The 17,563-nt window shown below is 72.1% G+C and carries 15 protein-coding genes; 3 read left to right on the forward strand and 12 right to left on the reverse strand.

What is annotated here, in order from left to right; translation table 11 throughout:
• Nucleotides 1–12: 12 nt before the first annotated feature.
• The gene (locus FBY22_RS27540) at nt 13–945 is read left to right on the forward strand and encodes an LLM class F420-dependent oxidoreductase (protein ID WP_142150389.1); all 933 of its coding nucleotides are present in this window, start codon (nt 13–15) and stop codon (nt 943–945) included.
• 82 nt (nt 946–1,027) lie between these two features.
• On the opposite strand, the gene FBY22_RS27545 is transcribed toward FBY22_RS27540, so the two are convergent.
• From FBY22_RS27545 to rpe, 10 genes are all read right to left on the reverse strand, one after another.
• The gene (locus tag FBY22_RS27545; protein ID WP_142150391.1) at nt 1,028–2,731 is read right to left on the reverse strand and encodes an NAD(P)/FAD-dependent oxidoreductase; all 1,704 of its coding nucleotides are present in this window, start codon (nt 2,729–2,731) and stop codon (nt 1,028–1,030) included.
• A gap of 50 nt (nt 2,732–2,781) precedes the next feature.
• The gene (locus FBY22_RS27550; RefSeq protein ID WP_142150393.1) at nt 2,782–3,570 is read right to left on the reverse strand and encodes a carbon-nitrogen hydrolase family protein; all 789 of its coding nucleotides are present in this window, start codon (nt 3,568–3,570) and stop codon (nt 2,782–2,784) included.
• A gap of 102 nt (nt 3,571–3,672) precedes the next feature.
• Complete coding sequence (locus tag FBY22_RS27555; protein WP_222127821.1) at nt 3,673–4,899, reverse strand: MFS transporter; 1,227 nt, start codon at nt 4,897–4,899, stop codon at nt 3,673–3,675.
• 600 nt (nt 4,900–5,499) lie between these two features.
• Nucleotides 5,500–5,952 (reverse strand): Lrp/AsnC family transcriptional regulator, encoded by a 453-nt coding sequence (locus FBY22_RS27565; RefSeq protein ID WP_142150397.1) that lies wholly within the window; start codon nt 5,950–5,952, stop codon nt 5,500–5,502.
• Between the two features lie 10 nt (nt 5,953–5,962).
• The gene (locus FBY22_RS27570) at nt 5,963–7,429 is read right to left on the reverse strand and encodes an amino acid permease (RefSeq protein WP_142150399.1); all 1,467 of its coding nucleotides are present in this window, start codon (nt 7,427–7,429) and stop codon (nt 5,963–5,965) included.
• Nucleotides 7,430–7,759: 330 nt separating this feature from the next.
• Nucleotides 7,760–9,202: a GuaB1 family IMP dehydrogenase-related protein gene (locus FBY22_RS27575; RefSeq protein WP_174267380.1), complete on the reverse strand. Its 1,443-nt coding sequence runs from the start codon at nt 9,200–9,202 to the stop codon at nt 7,760–7,762.
• Between the two features lie 128 nt (nt 9,203–9,330).
• Complete coding sequence (locus FBY22_RS27580) at nt 9,331–9,636, reverse strand: barstar family protein (protein ID WP_142150403.1); 306 nt, start codon at nt 9,634–9,636, stop codon at nt 9,331–9,333.
• On the reverse strand, nt 9,633–10,010 hold the full coding sequence (locus tag FBY22_RS27585; protein WP_142150405.1) for a ribonuclease domain-containing protein: 378 nt from the start codon (nt 10,008–10,010) through the stop codon (nt 9,633–9,635). Before FBY22_RS27585 ends, FBY22_RS27580 begins: the two co-directional genes overlap by 4 nt.
• A gap of 40 nt (nt 10,011–10,050) precedes the next feature.
• Nucleotides 10,051–11,097 carry a sugar-binding transcriptional regulator gene (locus FBY22_RS27590; RefSeq protein ID WP_142150407.1) on the reverse strand — a complete coding sequence of 349 codons (1,047 nt, stop codon included), beginning with the start codon at nt 11,095–11,097 and terminating at the stop codon, nt 10,051–10,053.
• A gap of 88 nt (nt 11,098–11,185) precedes the next feature.
• The gene (gene rpe, locus FBY22_RS27595; protein WP_142150410.1) at nt 11,186–11,872 is read right to left on the reverse strand and encodes a ribulose-phosphate 3-epimerase; all 687 of its coding nucleotides are present in this window, start codon (nt 11,870–11,872) and stop codon (nt 11,186–11,188) included.
• A 134-nt stretch (nt 11,873–12,006) separates the two neighbouring features.
• Here rpe and FBY22_RS27600 point away from each other — a divergent pair, with 134 nt between their 5' ends.
• Entirely contained in the window at nt 12,007–14,166 is a 2,160-nt protein-coding gene (locus FBY22_RS27600; protein WP_260845182.1) for an MMPL family transporter, read from the forward strand.
• Here FBY22_RS27600 and FBY22_RS27605 read toward each other — a convergent pair.
• Complete coding sequence (locus FBY22_RS27605; protein WP_142150414.1) at nt 14,147–15,574, reverse strand: RsmB/NOP family class I SAM-dependent RNA methyltransferase; 1,428 nt, start codon at nt 15,572–15,574, stop codon at nt 14,147–14,149. The genes FBY22_RS27600 and FBY22_RS27605 overlap by 20 nt on opposite strands.
• 67 nt (nt 15,575–15,641) lie before the next feature.
• The gene (fmt, locus tag FBY22_RS27610) at nt 15,642–16,574 is read right to left on the reverse strand and encodes a methionyl-tRNA formyltransferase (protein ID WP_142150416.1); all 933 of its coding nucleotides are present in this window, start codon (nt 16,572–16,574) and stop codon (nt 15,642–15,644) included.
• Nucleotides 16,575–16,849: 275 nt separating this feature from the next.
• Here fmt and FBY22_RS27615 point away from each other — a divergent pair, with 275 nt between their 5' ends.
• The gene (locus FBY22_RS27615) at nt 16,850–17,392 is read left to right on the forward strand and encodes a hypothetical protein (RefSeq protein ID WP_142150418.1); all 543 of its coding nucleotides are present in this window, start codon (nt 16,850–16,852) and stop codon (nt 17,390–17,392) included.
• Nucleotides 17,393–17,563 lie beyond the last annotated feature (171 nt).

Consider the following 17,563-nt stretch of genomic DNA (forward strand, 5'->3'; position numbering starts at 1 on the left):
AGGAGCGTACGCATGGCCATCCGGCTGGGACTGAGCCTTCCCCAAGCGCGGCAGTACGACATCGGACGTGACGTGCCCGACGTGGCCCGCACCGCCGAACAGATCGGTTACGAGAGCCTGTGGGTCTACGAGCGGGCCCTGTTCCCCGAGCCCGCCACCCAGGGCCTGTACGGCATCGAGGGGCTGGCGTGGCCCGACATGTACCGCGGTGTTCCCGACCCCCTGGTCACGCTGACCCTGGCGGCCGCGTCGACCGAGCGGGTCCGGCTCGGCACGAGCATCCTGGTGGCGCCGCTGCACAACCCCTTCCAGCTGGCCAAGTCCCTCGCGACGCTGGACGCGGCGAGCGGCGGCCGGGTGCTGGCGGGCCTCGGCACGGGCTGGTCGCTCGACGAGTACGCGGCGGCCGGGGTGGCGCCGTTCGAGGAGCGGGGCCGGGTCCTGGACGAGATCATCGGCGTCTGCCGTGCGGTGTGGGGCCCGGACCCGGTGACGTACGAGGGCAGGATCACGAAGATCGCCTCGGCCGTGGTGGCGCCCAAGCCCGCCCGGCCGATCCCGATCCTGCTGCCCACCAACAGCAGGAAGGCGATGACCCGGCTCGTCGACCGCGCCGACGGCTGGATGCCCATCGCCATGGGCGCCGAGCAACTGGCCGAGCAGTGGCGGCAGTTGCAGGACCTGGCGGCCGAGTGCGACCGCACCGAACCGATCGAGACGGTGGTTCGGATCAACGCCCGGCACTCCCCCAAAGCCTACGACGGCACGGACCGCTCCCCCTTCCAGGGCAGCACCGCGCAGATCGTCGAGGACCTGGCGGCCCACGCCGACGGCACCGGCCTCGACGCGTTCTTCTTCGAACTCCAGGGCAGCGCCCGGGACGCCGAGGAACTCAAGGACGTGGCCGCCGAGATCCACGAAGCGGTCCGCGCGGCCGGGATCTAGGCCGGCGGCTCCTGGGCGCCGCCGGGATCCAGGCCGGCGGGTCCTGGGCGCCGCCGGGCAGACGGGAGCGTGCCGACGGGCCCTAGTCCTCGGGCAGTTCGACCGGGGCGATCTCGTCGTAGAGGTCGCCCGGGCCCGGGTTGGACGGGTCGGTCGAGCCGCCGAGGTGGTGCATGACGCCCCAGACCGCGTTCAGCGCGGTCTGGATGGCGCCCTCGGCCCAGCCGGCCGTCCAGGAGATGTCGTCGCCGGCGAGGAAGATGCCCCGCTTGTCCTCGGGCAGCCGGTCCTGCATGAAGTGAGTGAACAGGCGCCGCTGGTAGCGGTAGTGGCCGGGCAGGTTGGCCTTGAACGCGCCCATGAAGTACGGCTCGTTCTCCCAGGAGACGGTCACCGGGTTGCCGATGATGTGCTTCCTGATGTCGACCTTGGGATAGATCTCGCCGAGCGACTTCAGCATGACCTCCATCCGCTCGTTCGCGGACAGCGGCAGCCACTTCAGGCTGTCGTCGCACCAGGTGTACGAGAGGCAGATGACGGCCGGCTTGTCGGGGCCGTCGTCGAGGAGGTAAGTCCCGCGCGTCATACGGTCGGTGAGGGTCATCGACATGACGTCCCGGCCGGTCTCCTCGTCCTTGTCCAGCCAGAACGGCCGGTCCACGGGCACGAAGAGCTTGCTGGACTCCATGTAGTGGGTGCGCTCGATGGCGGTCCAGTGGTCGATCGGGAAGAGCGAGTCGTCGCAGGCGATCTTCGACAGCAGCATCCAGGACTGGGCGGTGAAGACGGCCGCCTTGTAGGTGCGGATGTCGCCGGCCGCGTCGGTGACCGTGATCCGGTTGCCGGCCGCCCGGTGCAGGCGGGTGACGGCCGGGCGGGGCTCGCCGTTCTCGTGCAGCGTCGCCAGCGAGGTGCCCTGCGCCCAGTGGACGATCTTCCCGGGCTCGCGCTCCCACAGGCGCAGCGGCAGCTGCTGGGAGCCGCCGACGATCCCGCGGTGGTGGTCGTCGGCCTCGGTGTAGACGACCCGCAGGATCTCCAGGATGGAGTTGGGGAAGTCGGTGTCCCAGCCGCCGGTGCCGAAGCCGACCTGGCCGAAGATCTCGCGGTGCCGGAAGGACTTGAAGGCCTCGGAGTCGCAGAGGAAGCCGTAGAAGGTCTGGTTGTCCAGCTTCTCGACGAGCCTGCCCCAGATCTCGCGGATGCGCGGCACGTCCCGTTCGCGCAGTGCACGGTTCATGTCGGAGAAGTCGGCGCCCTCTTCGAGGCACTTGTTCCAGGCCTCGGCGACATCGCGGTAGACCTGCGGCAGGTCGTCGATGGTCTCGGCGTAGTGCGACTCGCCCTTGAGGTCGACGACCGTCGAAGGGGTCGCCTCGGCAAGGGGGTTGGGGAAGGGCCGGGTCTCCAGGTCGGCCAGGTCGATGTAGTGCTGGAGGGCGGTCGAGGAGGGCGGGAAGCGCATCGCGCCCATCTCCGCGGTCAGACCCTCGGTGCTGGGGCCGTCGAAGCCGACGGTGCGCAGCCGCCCGCCGATCCGGTCGGCCTCGTACACGACCGGCTTCAGACCCATCTTCATCAGCTCGTACGCGGCCACGATGCCGGAGAGTCCGCCGCCGACGACCGCGATCTCGGTGCCGTGCTCGGTCGCCGGTATCTGGCCGAGGCCGGCCGGGTGGGCGAGGAAGTCGTCGTAGGCGTAGGGGAAGTCCGGACCGAACATGGTGATCGGCGGCAGCTGCTGCTCGTCCGCATGCTCGACGGCGTTGGGCACGGTGGACGTCATGGGGTACGGACTCCTTGCGAGAACTGCGGGGTGAGGGCTGGAGGGGGTGTTCAGACGAGCGACCGGTACAGACCGGGGCGACGGTCCTTCAGGTACGGGTTCGCCTCACGGGAGGCGGCGAGGAAGGCGGGGTCGACGTCGGCGACCACCAGCTCCTCGCCACGGCCGGCGCGGGTGCGGGCGATGCCGTCGGGGCCTGCGAGCGCGGACAGCCCGAAGAACTCGAACTCGCCCTCCGGGCCGACCCGGTTGACGTAGGCGACGTACATCTGGTTCTCCCAGGCCCGCACCGGAACCATCGACTCGGCGACGAACTGGAACGGGTGCATGTTCGCCGTGGGCACGACGAGCAGGTCGGTGCCGGCCAGGGCGTGGGCGCGGGCGTTCTCGGGGAACTCGACGTCGTAGCAGATCATCAGGCCGACGGTGAGGCCGCCGAGCCGGGCCTGGACGAGCGACTGCTCGCCCGGGGAGAAGTGCTCGCGCTCGGCGGGCCCGAACAGGTGGGTCTTGCGGTAGTTCGCGAGGCGGACGCCCTCGGCGGAGATCAGCTGCGCGGAGTTGAAGACCGTCTCGCCGTGGCGCTCCGGGTATCCGTAGGCGATCGCGAGCCCGTGCCGTCCGGCGATGTCGGCGATCGCGTCCGCGGAGTCCCCGTCGGCGGGCTCGGCGAGCCGGGCGATGTCGTCGCCGATCGCGTACCCGGTCAGGAACATCTCCGGCGCCGCCAGCAGCGCGGCCCCGGCGGCGGCGGCACGGCTCGCGGCCGCGTCGAGGACCTTGAGGTTCTCGGCGACGGATCCGGGGCGTCCGGAGCTCTGGAGCAGGGCGGTACGCATGCGTGTTCCTCGACGGGGGCGGAGAGGTTGGAGGGCCATCTAGAAGGTACGGTCGACGGCCTGCGACCAGCAAGAAGGACCCGTTGCGCGCCGGTGAGCGGTTCATTGCGTACAGCGCCCCTCTGGCGGCGATTCGTTGCGCGCCGTCGCGCGGGCGCGGACCCCCAGCGCCAGGGCCGTCAGCAGATAGGGCAGGGCGGACACGACGAAGGCCGTGCTGTGGGCGGATCGGGTCGCCACCGCCGCGTATCCGGCGTACACGGCGACCGTGACCAGTTCCGTGCCCAGGCCGGCGACCGAGGTGAGGGTGGCGCGGCCGGTGTCGTCGATGCGCTGCTGGAGGCGGACGTCGGCGAGGACGGTCGCCAGCTGGAAGCCCCCGAAGGCGACGGCCACCAGCCCGAGGGCGAGCGGGGTGCGGGCGGCCGCGCCCACGGCGAGGGCGACGGCGGCCACCCCGAGGAGCCATGCCAGTCCGCCGGTCCCCAGGCGTTCGAAGCGGCCGGCGAGCAGACTGCCGGCCGTCGCGCCCGCCCAGATCAGCAGGAGCAGGTAGGGGACCCGGGCGTCCGGCACTCCGGTCTCCCGCACCAGCAGCGGCGTGTACTCGTCCAGCGCCCCCCACACCGCGGTCACGGCCGGTACGAGCAGGATCGCCCCGCGCACCGAGGGCTCCCGCCGCGCCTCGACGAGTCCCGCCCAGCGGGTCGCGGCCCCGCTCCCGTCGTCGTGCCCGGCCACGGGCCGCTGCTCGGGGAAGGCGCCGGCCGTCGCCGCGGACGCCACGCAGACCAGCACGCTCGCCGCGCCGACGGCCGGGTAGCCGCCCCACGCGAGGACGGGCCCGGCGAGCCCCATCGCGGCCATGACCGCGACCAGGCCGAGCGCCCGGGACCTGCCCATGAGACGGGCGTAGCGCTCGGCGACGCCGAGCCGCTCCAGTTCCTCGTACACCAGCGCTTCCAGCGCCCCGGAGACGAACGCTCCCCGCGCGCCCCACAGCACGAAGCCGACGGCGAAGGCCCAGTACGACGGGACGAGCACCCACAGCGCGAAGCCGACGGCGGCCAGCAGCGGGCCGAGCCACAGCAGCAGGCGTCGCGAGACGGCGTCGGCCCAGGCACCGGAGGGCACCTCCAGCACCACGCCGGTGGCCGACCACAGCACGAACAGGGAGGAGATCTGCCAGACGGAGAGCCCGGTGTCGCTGAACAACAGCGTGTACACCGGGTAGAGCAGCACGAACTCGTCGAGGAACGAGTAGCCGTACAGGGTGGCCGTCAGCCGGCGGACGCGGGTCGCGGGCGCACGGGTGGTGGAGAGTGTCATGTGGCCTTCCCGGAGGGGCGGTTCGGACGTCGTGGGTACGGCGTCCGAGGCGGCCCTCGGGAGGCTCGGCATGTGGATCAATGTCGCCAGGTCATGGGACCGATGCTAGACAGTCCCGGGCCCGGCGCCCAGCGAGTTCTACGGAGGTTGCGGTGAACATCGCGGAGTTGCCCCGGATCGACGAGCACTCGACGGTGGTCGCGGCCGAGGGCGGTGCCGTCTCGCGCGCGCTCGGCCAGACCCTGGAGCGGTCCTTCGGGCGACCGCGCGCCGCCCGTTACGCCCGTCTCGTCGGCGTCGCCGACCGGACGGCGTCCGGGCCGCGGCCCCTGGCCCGGGGGTCGGCCTTCCCCGGCTTCCGGGTGGCCGACGCGCTTGCGGAACGGGAGCTGGTGCTCGTCGGCCGCCACCACTTCTCGACGTACGCCCTGGTCTTCCGCCTGGAGACGGCCGGGAGCGGGCGCATCCGGCTGCGGGCCGAGACCCGGGCCCGGTTCCCCGGGCCGGGCGGTGCCCTCTACCGGCTGCTCGTCATCGGCACGGGGGCGCAAACTGCTCACCGGGCGTCTGCTGGCGACGGTCCGGCGCCGTGCCGAGGGGTCAGGTCGGTGAACCCGACGAGAAGCGACGCAGCAGCGGCGACAGCACCAGCACGGACTTGGTCCGCTCCACGAAGGGCTCCCCGGCGATCCGCTCCAGGACGCGCTCGAAGTGCCGCATGTCCGAGGCGAAGACCTGGACGATCGCGTCCGCGTCGCCGGTGACGGTCGACGCGGCCACGACCTCCTGGTAGCGCTCCAGCCCGCGCCGGATCGTCTCCGGCGAGGTGTTGTGCCGGCAGTAGATCTCGACGAACCCCTCGGTCTCCCAGCCGAGGGCCGAGGGGTCCACGCGGACGGTGAAACCGGTGATGGCCCCGGTGGCGCGCAGCCGGTCCACGCGCCGTTTCACGGCGGGCGCGGACAGGCCGACCAGTTGCCCGATGTCCGCGTAGGAGCGGCGGGCGTCCTCGGCGAGGGCGTGCACGATGCGTTCGTCGAGATCGTTCAGCACGGTGGGTCGTTCAGCTCTCAGAGGGTGCGAGTCGGGAGCGGCGGTGGCCGTACCCGAAGTAGAACACGAGCCCGACGGCCATCCAGACACCGAAGACCACCCAGGTGACGGCGGACAGGCTGCCCATCATCCACACGCAGAAGCCGAAGCCGAGCGCGGGCAGGACGGGCGAGAGCGGGACGCGGAAGGTGCGGTTCATGTCCGGGCGGGTCCGGCGCAGCACCACGACGGCGATGTTGACCAGGGCGAAGGCGAACAGCGTGCCGATGCTGGTGGCGTCGGCGAGCTGGCCGAGCGGGATCGCGGCGGCGAGGACACCGCAGAACAGGGAGACGATCACGGTGTTGGCGCGGGGGGTGCCGGTCTTCGGGTGCACCTTGGAGAACACCTTGGGCACCAGGCCGTCGCGGGACATGGCGAAGAGGATGCGGGTCTGGCCGTAGAGGACCGTGAGGACGACGCTGGCGATGGCGATGACGGCGCAGGCGGCGAGCAGGGTGCCCCAGAAGGACTGGCCGGTGACGTCGCGCATGATCTGGGCGAGCGCGGCCTCGGAGTCGTTGAACCGCCGCCAGGGCTTGGCGCCGACGGCGACCGCGGCGACGAGGACGTAGAGCGCGGTGACGATGACGAGCGACAGCATGATCGCGCGCGGCAGGTCGCGCTGGGCGTCCTTCGCCTCCTCACCGGCGGTGGAGGCGGCGTCGAAGCCGATGTAGGAGAAGAACAGCGTGGCCCCGGCCGCGCTCACGCCCGCCATGCCCAGCGGCATGAAGTGCTCGTAGTTCCCGGACCGGAAGCCCTGGACGCCGATGGCGCAGAACAGCACCAGCGCGGCGATCTTCACGCACACCATGACGGTGTTGGCGCGGGCCGACTCACGGGCGCCGCCGAGCAGGAACGCCATGGCGAGCAGGACGACGATCAGCGCGGGCAGGTTGAAGACGCCTCCGTCGCCGGGAGGCGCGGACAGCGCGTCGGGGATCGTGACGCCGATGGTCCCGTCGAGGAGTTCGTTGAGGTACTCGCCCCAGCCGACGGCGACGGCCGCCACGGAAACGCCGTACTCCAGGACCAGGCACCAGCCGCAGATCCAGGCGATCAGCTCGCCCATCGTTGCGTATGCGTACGAGTACGAGGAGCCGGAGACGGGGATGGTGCCGGCCAGCTCGGCGTAGGAGAGGGCCGAGAACAGCGCGGTCAGACCGGCTATCACGAACGAGAGGGTGACGGCCGGACCGGCCTTGGGGACGGCCTCGCCGAGGACCACGAAGATGCCGGTGCCCAGGGTGGCACCGATACTGATCATGGTGAGCTGCCAGAGCCCCAGGGAGCGGCGGAGAGTGCCGCCTTCGCCCTGGCCACCCTCTGCGACCAGGCGTTCCACCGGCTTGCGACGCATGAGGCGCGCGCCGAGCCCCGGGGACGGCGGGGCGTCGGTGGTACGGCTTTTCGGGGGTGCGCCTTGGTCGAGCACGCGCTGACTCCTTCGTCGCTGCGGTCAGCGCGGCGGGGACCGTCAGGCGTCCCCGCGCGAGCGGGGACCCATCGAGCGGGGTCCTCGCCACGCCACGTACAGCGCATGACCCTACGGGCCAGGCCTTCGCACGCGAAATGCAGCAACCTTGCGAATCCACGCAAGATCGTTGCGTTCATCGGAGGGGGGTGGGTGTTTCGTTGCGCCGGTGCTGCCGGACCTTGCGGCGGACGGGCAGCACAACGCGTCCAGGGGCGCGGGGAACTGCGCGACCGGCCACGGACCGGCCCGCAGAAGCCCCACGACCTGAGCACCCCCCGAGCGGAGCGCCTAGCTCCAGCTGGCGTGCAGCGGCTGGCCCTCGGCGTAGCCCGCGGCGCTCTGGATGCCGACGACGGCCTTCTCGGCGAACTCCTCCAGGGAGCCCGCGCCGGCGTAGGTGCAGGAGGAGCGGACGCCCGCGATGATCGAGTCGATCAGGTCCTCGACGCCCGGGCGGGCCGGGTCGAGGAACATGCGGGAGGTCGAGATGCCCTCCTCGAACAGCGCCTTGCGGGCACGGTCGTAGGCCGACTCCTCGGAGGTGCGGTTGCGCACGGCACGGGCCGACGCCATGCCGAAGGACTCCTTGTAGAGCCGGCCGGAGGAGTCCTGCTGGAGGTCGCCCGGCGACTCGTAGGTGCCCGCGAACCAGGACCCGATCATCACGTTGGAGGCGCCCGCCGCGAGGGCCATGGCGACGTCGCGGGGGTGCCGGACACCGCCGTCGGCCCAGACGTGCTTGCCGTACTTGCGGGCCTCGGCGGCGCACTCCAGCACGGCGGAGAACTGCGGCCGGCCGACGCCGGTCATCATGCGGGTGGTGCACATGGCGCCCGGTCCGACGCCGACCTTGATGATGTCGGCACCGGCCTCGACGAGATCCCTGACGCCCTCGGCGGCGACGATGTTCCCCGCCACGATCGGCACCCCGGGGTCGAGCGCGCGGACCGTGCGGATCGCGCTGATCATCGACTCCTGGTGGCCGTGCGCCGTGTCGATGACGAGCGTGTCGACGCCCGCGTCGAGCAGCTGCTTGGCCTTGCCCGCGACATCGCCGTTGATGCCGACGGCGGCGGCGACACGCAGCCTGCCCTGGGCGTCGGTGGCCGGTGTGTAGAGCGTGGCGCGCAGGGCGCCCTTGCGGGTGAGGATGCCGGCCAGGCGCCCCTCGGCGTCGACCGCGGGGGCGTAGCGCCGGTTGGCGCCGTCGAGGCGGTTGAAGGCCTCGCGCGGGTCGATGTCGGCGTCGAGGAGCAGCAGGTCCTTCGACATGACGACTTCGAGCTGGGTGAACCGGTCGACGCCGGACAGGTCCCGGTCGGTGACGACACCGACGGGCCGCCCCTCCGCGTCGACGACGACGCCGGCGTTGTGCGCCCGCTTGGGCAGCAGGGACAGCGCGTCGGCGACGGTCTGGTGCGGGGTGAGGACGATCGGGGTGTCCAGGACGAGGTGACGGCTCTTGACCCAGGAGATGACGTCGGTGACGACCTCGATCGGGATGTCCTGCGGGATGACCACCAGCCCGCCGCGCCGGGCCATGGTCTCGGCCATGCGGCGGCCGGCGATGGCGGTCATGTTGGCGACGACCAGCGGGATCGTGGTGCCCGTGCCGTCCGGGGCGCTGAGGTCCACGCCCTGCCGCGAGCCGACGGCGCTGCGGCTGGGGACCATGAAGACGTCGTCGTACGTCAGGTCGTACGGGGGCTGGATGTCGTTGAGGAAACGCACGTGCTGCACATCCCAGTCGATCAGAGGTGGCCCCCGGACAGGTCAGCCAGGGGGAAGAGCACGTACTTCATTGTCCCATGTCGGCCGGAATGCGATGCCCGGGCGGATCGTCCAGGCAGGTCAGGGGGCTACTCGGAGGATGCTCCAAGAGCGAGGGCCACTGTGGCGGCGGAGGCGTGCGTGAACACGTCCACGGCCGTCTCCCACTCGTCCGGCCGTGCCTCGGCGTACGGCCGCCAGTTGCGCACGACGACCAGCAGCCCCTTGCCGGCGGCGTCCTCGGGCCACACTCCCGGGTCGGACAGGACGTCGGCCAGCGCGTCCCAGTTGCGGCCGAACCAGTCCGGCAGCCGCAGGTCCCGGGCACACCGGTCCATCAGACCGGCCTTGTCCCGGACCCCGTCCAGGTCCAGCGTGACCACGTGCTCCGTCATCTCCGTACCACCTCGAACGACTGGTAGTGATCAGCGGTGTAGTAGATCTCGCCGCCCTGCCCGGTGACGATGCGCCGGGCCCCGCGGTCGCGCGAGCCAGGCGTGGGAACCGTGTACTCGTGGTAGTAGCCGCGCCGCCGCCGGGGCAGCAGCCCCTCGAAGTTGCCGAAGACGGCACCGTCCTTGGCGTACGGGAAGGGGCCGCCCTCGTCCACGAGGGCGAGCGTCCGCCGGGCCTCCACCGGGAGTTGGGAGACCGGCATGGTGGCCGGGCCCGCAGGGGAACGCGTGGTCGTCGGGCCGCCCGACGAGCACGCCGTCAGCAGCGCGAGGAGAAGGCAGAGCAGCACACGGGGGACGAACCGGAGCACCATGCGCCCGATGCTGCCACGGCCGTCCCCTCATGACCTTCCGTCAGGGCCCGTCGGGGTCCGCCCTGTTGAGGGCCGGCCTCGGCGTCGGACCCGCCGTCATCAGCACGTCCGCGGCCGAGGTGTCCGTCACCAGGCTGGTCACCAGCCCGGAGCGCAGCACCGCGTCGATCGCCGTCGCCTTGCGCGACCCGCCGGCGATGGCGACGACCTCGGGGATACGGCGCAGCTGGTCGGCCTTGACCGTGATGCACCGCTCGCCGAGGTCCCGTCCGACCCGGCGGCCCTCGGCGTTGAACAGGTGCGCGGACATCTCGGCGGCGACACCGAGCGAGGCGTAGTGCGCGCGTTCCTCGTCGCTGAGCATGTCGTGCACCGTCGAGATGCCGGGCTCCCAGGAGCCGATGGAGACGCAGGCGACCGTGACCTTGTCGAAGTACTCGAAGGCCCGCGCGATACCGGTCTGGTGGCGCAGCGCCGCCGCGGTCGCCGCGTCCGGCAGCAGCATCGGCGCGTAGATGGGGTGCGCGTCACCGCCGGACACCTGGGCGGCGCGGCGCACGGCCTCGACGGAGCCGCGCTCGGCGGTACCGGCGTCGTACACGCCCGTCAGCTGGACCACGGTGCACGGTGGCAGCCGGTCCAGGGCGGCGGCCATGTGGATGGTGGAGCGGCCCCAGGCGAGCCCGAGCACATCGCCCTCGTTGACGAGTTCGCCGAGCAGGTCGGCGGCCACCTCGCCGAGGTTCTCCGGGTCGGGGGTGTCCTCGGCCTCGGCCGGCGACTCCACCACGACCGCGTGCCTGAGGCCGTAGCGGGCGCGCAGCGCGTCCGAGCGCTCGGCGTCCAGTTCGGCCGGGACCCGGATCTCGATGCGTACGAGATCCCGTTCGAGAGCGGTCTCCAGGACCCGGGCCACCTTGAAGCGGCTGACGCCGAACTCCTCCGCGATCTGGATCTTGGACTTGCCCTCGAGGTAGAAGCGGCGGGCCATGGCCGCCGCCTGCACCAGCTCGGCGGGTCCCATCCGCACTGCTGACCGGCCGCCCGCCGTCATACCCGACACGGCGTTCTCCTCACTGCTGTTCACACTCTGGATTCGCCGTTCATCCTTGCAGATCCGGCGTGGTTGATCCGCCCCGATGGGCGCCGTTCACAGCTGTTCACCGACCTGTGGCTCAGTGGTCGCACGCCCAGGACGCCCCGGCGGTGACCGTCTGAGCCTGGTCGCGCAGGGCACGTACCGCCTCGGCGGGGTCGTCGGCCCCGTACACCGCGGAGCCCGCGACGAAGACGTCCGCGCCGGCCTCCGCGCAGCGCTCGATGGTGGCGGCCGAGACCCCGCCGTCGACCTGGAGCCACAGCTCCAGCCCGTGCTTGCTGATCAACTCGCGGGTGCGCCGAATCTTCGGAAGCATGATGTCCAGGAACGCCTGCCCGCCGAAGCCCGGTTCGACCGTCATGATCAGCAGCATGTCGAGCTCCGGCAGCAGGTCCTCGTACGGCTCGATGGGCGTCGCGGGCCGCAGCGCCATGGAGGCACGGGCGCCCTTGGCCCGGATCTCCCGGGCCAGCCGCACCGGAGCGGTGGCCGCCTCGACGTGGAAGGTGACGGAACCGGCCCCCGCTTCCACGTACTGGGGCGCCCACCGATCGGGGGCCTCGATCATCAGATGGCAGTCCAGCGGGGTGTCCGTCGCACGGGTCAGGGACTCTACGACCGGCACACCGAGCGTGAGGTTCGGGACGAAATGGTTGTCCATGACGTCGACGTGGAGCCAGTCGGCTCCCTTGACCGCCTTCGCCTCGTCCGCGAGGCGGGCGAAGTCTGCGGACAGGATGCTGGGGTTGATCTGCACGGCCATGACCCAAGCCTGCCATGTCCGGGCACGTTTGTTCGCGCCGGTCCGTACCTAAGCCGTTCATCGGATGCCGTCGGCGGCCGCCGCGTGCCATGCTGGGCCGCCGTCCGGCACCACGTACGTCCACGGGGGTCGCCATGAGGCAGCTGTACACCTGGAAGCGGAACGCCGTCCGGTTCGTGTGCGGTCGGCGCTCGAAGTGGCTGATCGTGATCCTGTGGCTGGTGGTCCTGGTGATCGCGGCCCCGTTCGGTTCGAAGCTCAACAGTGCTCAGGACAACGACGCCCAGTCCTGGCTGCCCGGTTCCGCCGAGTCCACCAAAGTTCTCAACGCCTCCGAGCACTTCAGGCCCGAGCAGATCCCCGCGGTGGTCGTCTACGCCCGCGCGGACGGGCTGACTGTCCGCGACCGGCAGCAGATCGCCCAGGACGTCCAGCAGATCAGGACGCTGGACGCCCACGGCATCCGCGGCGCCGAGACCCGCGGCCCCGTCTACGACCGTGCGACCGCACCGCGCGCCGCCCAGATCTACGTGCCCATCACCATGGACGCGCAGGGCTGGCAGCGCATCGCGCCGGCGGTCGACTCCATCCGCGAACAGGTGGGCAGGGGCGGCGGCGGGCTCACGGTGCACATCACCGGGCCGGGCGGCACCTCGGCGGACTTCTCCAAGGCCTTCGAGGGCATCGACTCGACACTGCTGTTCTCGGCGATGGCCATCGTGATCGTGATCCTGCTGTTCACCTACCGCAGTCCGACGTTGCTGTTCGTGCCGCTGCTCGGGGTGGTGGCCGCCCTGTTCACGGCACAGGCGCTGATCTATCTGCTCGCCAAACACGCCGGCCTGACCGTGAACGGCCAGAGCGCGGGCATCCTGACGGTCCTCGTCTTCGGGGCGGGCACCGACTACGCGCTGCTGCTCGTCGCCCGTTACCGGGAGGAGCTGCGGCGGCACAGGGACCGCCACGAGGCGATGGAACTCGCCATGAACCGGGCCGGTCCCGCGGTCCTCGCCTCCGGCGCCACCGTCGTGCTGAGCATGCTGGTGCTGCTGGTCGCCGAGATGAACTCCACCCGGGGCCTGGGTCCGGTGGCCGCCATCGGCGTCATGGTCGCGCTGCTGGCCATGCTGACCCTCTTCCCGGCCCTGCTGCTGATCTTCGGCCGGTGGATCTTCTGGCCCGCGATCCCGCACCACGGCTCGGCCGATCCCACCGAGCGGGGCATCTGGGCCCGCATGGGCCGCCGTATCGCCGTGCGTCCGCGGATGATCTGGGGCATCACGACCGCGGTGCTGGTCGCGCTGTCGATGGGCCTGTTCCAGTTGCGCGCGGACGGAATCGCCAACGCGGACGCCTTCACCAACACCCCGGACTCCATCACCGGACAGAAGGTCTCCGCACGCTACTTCCCGGCGGGCACCGGCGACCCGCTCGTCATCGTCACCAACCGGGCGCAGGCGGAGCAGGTGGGCCGCGCCATCGCCGCGGACCGGGGTGTCGTCCCGCAGAGCATCGGCGTACCGCCCGGCGCGGCGCCCGAGCGCGACGGGCAGGTGCTGCTGGAGGCGACCATGCGGGCGCCCTCCGACAGCGACGCGGCCAAGGCGACCGTGGAGCGGGTGCGCGACGCGGTGCACGCCGTGCCCGGCGCCGACGCCCTGGTGGGCGGCGGCACGGCGGCGCTGCTGGACATGGAGAACGCCCAGGTCCACGACAACTACCTGGTCATCCCGCTCGTCCTGGCCGTCGTCCTGCTGGTGCTCTGCCTCCTGCTGCGTGCGCTGGTGGCACCGCTCCTGCTGATCGCGACCGTCTGCCTGTCGCTGGCCACGGCGCTGGGGCTGAGCGCCCTGGTGTTCCGGCACGTCTTCGACTACGCGGGCGAGGACGTGGCCTTCCCGCTCTTCGTCTTCGTCTTCCTGGTGGCGCTCGGCATCGACTACAACATCTTCCTGACCACCCGCATCCGCGAGGAGGCCCTGCGCCAGGGCACCCGCCCGGGCGTCGTCACGGGTCTCGCCGCCACCGGCGCGGTGATCACCTCGGCCGGCCTGGTGCTCGCGGGCACCTTCGCCGCGCTCGGCACGCTGCCCATGGTGGGGTTCGCCGAGATCGGCTTCGCGGTGGCCCTGGGCGTGCTGCTGGACACGTTCGTGGTGCGGTCCGTGCTGGTGACGTCGCTCTTCCTGGACGTGGGCAAGAAGGTGTGGTGGCCGCACCACCTGGCACACGCGGACGGAGAGACCGGCTCCCCCGAGGCGGTCGGCCCCAGGGTCAGCCAGTCCTCCGAATGAGCGCCAGGTACATCGCGTCGGTCCCGTGCAGATGCGGCCACAGCTGCACGTCGGGACCGTCGCCGAGGTCCGGCACGCCCGGCAACAGCGGGCGGGCGTCGAGGAGTTCGGCCTCCGGGCGCTGCTTGAGGACGTCGTCGACGACGGCCCGGGTCTCGGCGAGGTGCGGCGAGCAGGTGGCGTAGCCGACCACGCCGCCGACGCGTACGGCGTCCAGGGCGGAGTGCAGCAGCGCCCGCTGCAGGGGCGCGAACCCCTCCAGGTCCTCGGGGCGGCGCCGCCAGCGCGCCTCCGGCCGCCGCCTGAGGGCGCCGAGCCCGGTGCAGGGCACGTCCATCAGCACGCGGTCGAAGGAGCCGGGCCGCCACGGCGGGCGGGTGCCGTCGGCGGCGATGACCTGATACGGCCCGGGGTTGCCGCTGAGCGCCTTGGCCACCAGGCCGGCCCGGTGCGGCTGCTTCTCGGAGGCGAGCAGCACGGCCCCGCGCGCGGCGGCCAGGGCCGCCAGCAGTGCGGCCTTCCCGCCGGGCCCGGCGCATCCGTCGAGCCACCTCTCGTCGGGCCCGTTCAGCGGCGCGTTGGCCAGGGCGAGCGCGACGAGCTGGCTGCCCTCGTCCTGCACGCCGGCCCGCCCCTCCCGCACGGCCTCGATCGCGCCGGGTTCGCCGCCCTCGGTCAGCCGCACGGCGTACGGCGACCAGCGCCCCGGCACCGCGGCCTCCTCGTCGAGCAGCTCCTCGGTCGTGGACCGGCCGGGACGGGCCACGAGCGTCACCTCGGGCCGTTCGTTGTCGGCCGCCAGCAGTGCCTCGATGCCGGCGCGGCCGCCGCCGAGCGAGTCCCACAGAGCGGAGACCACCCAGCGCGGATGCGAGTGCACGACGGCGAGATGGTCCTCGGGGTCCTCGTCGTAGGTCGGCGCGACCTTCTCGATCCACCCGTCGAGATCGTCCTGGGCGACCTTGCGCAGCACGGCGTTGACGAACTTGGCCCGCCCGTCGCCGAGCACGACGCGCGCCAGCTCCACGGAGGCGGAGACGGCGGCGTGCGTCGGGATGCGCGTGCCCAGCAACTGGTGCACGCCGAGGCTGAGCACGTCGAGCACCGGCGGGTCGACCTCGCGCAGCGGCCGGTCGACACAGGCCGCGATGACCGCGTCGTACGTCCCCTGCCACCGCAGCGTCCCGTAGACCAGCTCGGTCGCCAGCGCCGCGTCCCGCCCGTCGAACCGCTCGGGCCCCTCCTTCTCCCGCGCCTTGCGCAGCAACGGCGGCAGGACGAGGTTGGCGTAGGCGTCCCGCTCGTCCACGGCCCTCAGCGCCTCGAAGGCGAGGATGCGGACGGGGTCCTTCTTGGGCCGCCGGTAGGGCTTGCCGGGCTTGCGGGGCCCACGGGGGGTGTCGCTCACGAAAAAGGTGCTCCGGAGGTGAGATCAGGGAAATACGTCCCCAGCGTACGTCGCCCGGACCCGCCGGTTACGCGCCGAGGCTCTCGCCGTCGGTGATGCGCACCCCGCGCGCCCAGTCGGCGGCCCGCATCGGCTTCTTGCCCTGGGCCTGCACCCACAGCAGCTCGACGGCGTACGAGCCGGTGCCCACGTGCACGCTGTTCTTGCCGACGGCCAGCCTGGCGGGCGCGAGGTCGGTCCGCTCCGGCACGGGCGTGACCTGGATCAGCTTCAGCCGCTCGCCCCGGAAGACGGTCCAGGCACCCGGCGCGGGCGTGCAGCCGCGCACGACCCGGTCGACCCGCAACGCCGGTGCGTGCCAGTCCACCTGGGCGTCCTCGACGGTGATCTTCGGGGCCATGGTGATGCCGTCGGCCGGCTGCGGTACGGCCTTCAGCGTGCCGTCCTCGATGCCGTCCATGGTCGCGGCGAGCAGGCCGGCGCCGGCGAAGGCGAGGCGGGTGAGCAGGTCGCCGCTGGTGTCGGTGGGCCGGATCTCCTCGGTGACGGTGCCGTAGACGGGCCCGGAGTCCAGTCCCTCCTCGATCAGGAAGGTCGAGGCGCCCGTGATCTCGTCCCCGGCCATGAGGGAGTGCTGCACGGGCGCGGCGCCCCGCCAGGCGGGCAGCAGCGAGAAGTGCAGGTTGACCCAGCCGTGGGCGGGGACGTCGAGGGCGACGCGGGGCAGGAGGGCGCCGTAGGCCACCACGGGACAGCAGTCGGGCGCGATCTCCCGCAGCCGCTCCAGGAACTCGGGGTCCCGTGGCTTGAGCGGCTTCAGCACCTCGATGCCGGCCTCCTCCGCCCGCTGCGCCACGGGCGACGCGACCAGCCGGCGTCCCCGTCCCGCCGGCGCGTCGGGCCGCGTGACGACGGCGGCCACCTCGTGCCGCCCGGAGGCGATCAGAGCGTCCAGAGCGGGAACGGCGACCTCGGGGGTCCCGGCGAAGACGAGCTTCATGGGTGGGTTCGGGCCTCTCGGGGAGCGGGTTGCGGGCAGCGACCCAGTCTATGACCTCACCGCCGAGGAGAAACGGCTGGTGCGGACGGGAGAACGGCCGGGCCCACGGCCGGCGGCCGAGGCGCGCCGTCCCCCACCGGGGCGCACGCACACGCCCACACGCCCCCACTGCGTGACCCGCGGAGCGTTGACGCGTTGGTCAAGAAAGAGTTGACCACAACGGGCCGCTTCAGCGCGGCCCGATCCTTTTCAACGCCGGTTCGAGAGGCTTGTTCATGGCCGACCACGCAACCCACGACGCCCAGGCTCGGGCCAGCCTGCACTTGCTGGTGCGGGACATCGAGCGGGTCCGCCGGCAGGTGGACGCACTGCGCACGCTCACCGCCCAGTTGGGCAACGTCTACCGCCCGCGCCGCTCCGGCCCCTCCACGGGCTTCGTCGTCTACGGACGTGCCCCCGCCCCGACGGTCCGCCTCGCCCAGGAACTGCGGGACAGCGTCGAGACCCTGGTGACGGCGGCGGTCGACTTCGACCGCTCCCTCGGTTTCTCGTGGGACGCGGTGGGTTCCGCACTCGGCGTCACCAAGCAGGCGGTACACCGCCGTTACGGCGCCCGTCGCGCCGCCGCCCAGGCCGCCGCCGAGGCCGAGCGCACGGCCGAACAGTCGGCGGGCAGGGCGGTCACCGTGAACACCGGCATGCCCACGGTGCCGACGGTCCCCGCCGCCCGCGCCATGCCCACCCAGCCGACGGCGGGCAGCCCCGTCCTCCGCGAGGAGGCCATGCCAACGGCCTTCCCCGGCCCCCGCAACGGCTGAACCACCTTCCCCTGCCAGCCCTCCCGGTGACCCTGCGCATCCGGGAGGGCAGACGTGTGCCGGGATACGGCCGTCCGCGATCCGGCGCACCCGTCGGCCACAAGGCAGCCGCCCCGGCCGTCGCGACAGCCCTTCCTCCGGGCAGGCCGACGGCCGCCGATCAGAACGCCG

Origin of the sequence: Streptomyces sp. SLBN-31, assembly GCF_006715395.1 — a bacterium.
GTDB lineage: Bacteria > Actinomycetota > Actinomycetes > Streptomycetales > Streptomycetaceae > Streptomyces.

Coding starts and splice junctions, on each gene's coding strand:
- FBY22_RS27540 (WP_142150389.1), top strand. CDS start 13: ATGGCCATCCGGCTGGGACTGAGCCTTCCCCAAGCGCGGCAGTACGAC.
- FBY22_RS27545 (WP_142150391.1), bottom strand. CDS start 2,731: ATGACGTCCACCGTGCCCAACGCCGTCGAGCATGCGGACGAGCAGCAG.
- FBY22_RS27550 (WP_142150393.1), bottom strand. CDS start 3,570: ATGCGTACCGCCCTGCTCCAGAGCTCCGGACGCCCCGGATCCGTCGCC.
- FBY22_RS27555 (WP_222127821.1), bottom strand. CDS start 4,899: ATGACACTCTCCACCACCCGTGCGCCCGCGACCCGCGTCCGCCGGCTG.
- FBY22_RS27580 (WP_142150403.1), bottom strand. CDS start 9,636: ATGACGGAGCACGTGGTCACGCTGGACCTGGACGGGGTCCGGGACAAG.
- FBY22_RS27585 (WP_142150405.1), bottom strand. CDS start 10,010: ATGGTGCTCCGGTTCGTCCCCCGTGTGCTGCTCTGCCTTCTCCTCGCG.
- rpe (WP_142150410.1), bottom strand. CDS start 11,872: ATGGCCGTGCAGATCAACCCCAGCATCCTGTCCGCAGACTTCGCCCGC.
- FBY22_RS27600 (WP_260845182.1), top strand. CDS start 12,007: ATGAGGCAGCTGTACACCTGGAAGCGGAACGCCGTCCGGTTCGTGTGC.
- fmt (WP_142150416.1), bottom strand. CDS start 16,574: ATGAAGCTCGTCTTCGCCGGGACCCCCGAGGTCGCCGTTCCCGCTCTG.
- FBY22_RS27615 (WP_142150418.1), top strand. CDS start 16,850: ATGGCCGACCACGCAACCCACGACGCCCAGGCTCGGGCCAGCCTGCAC.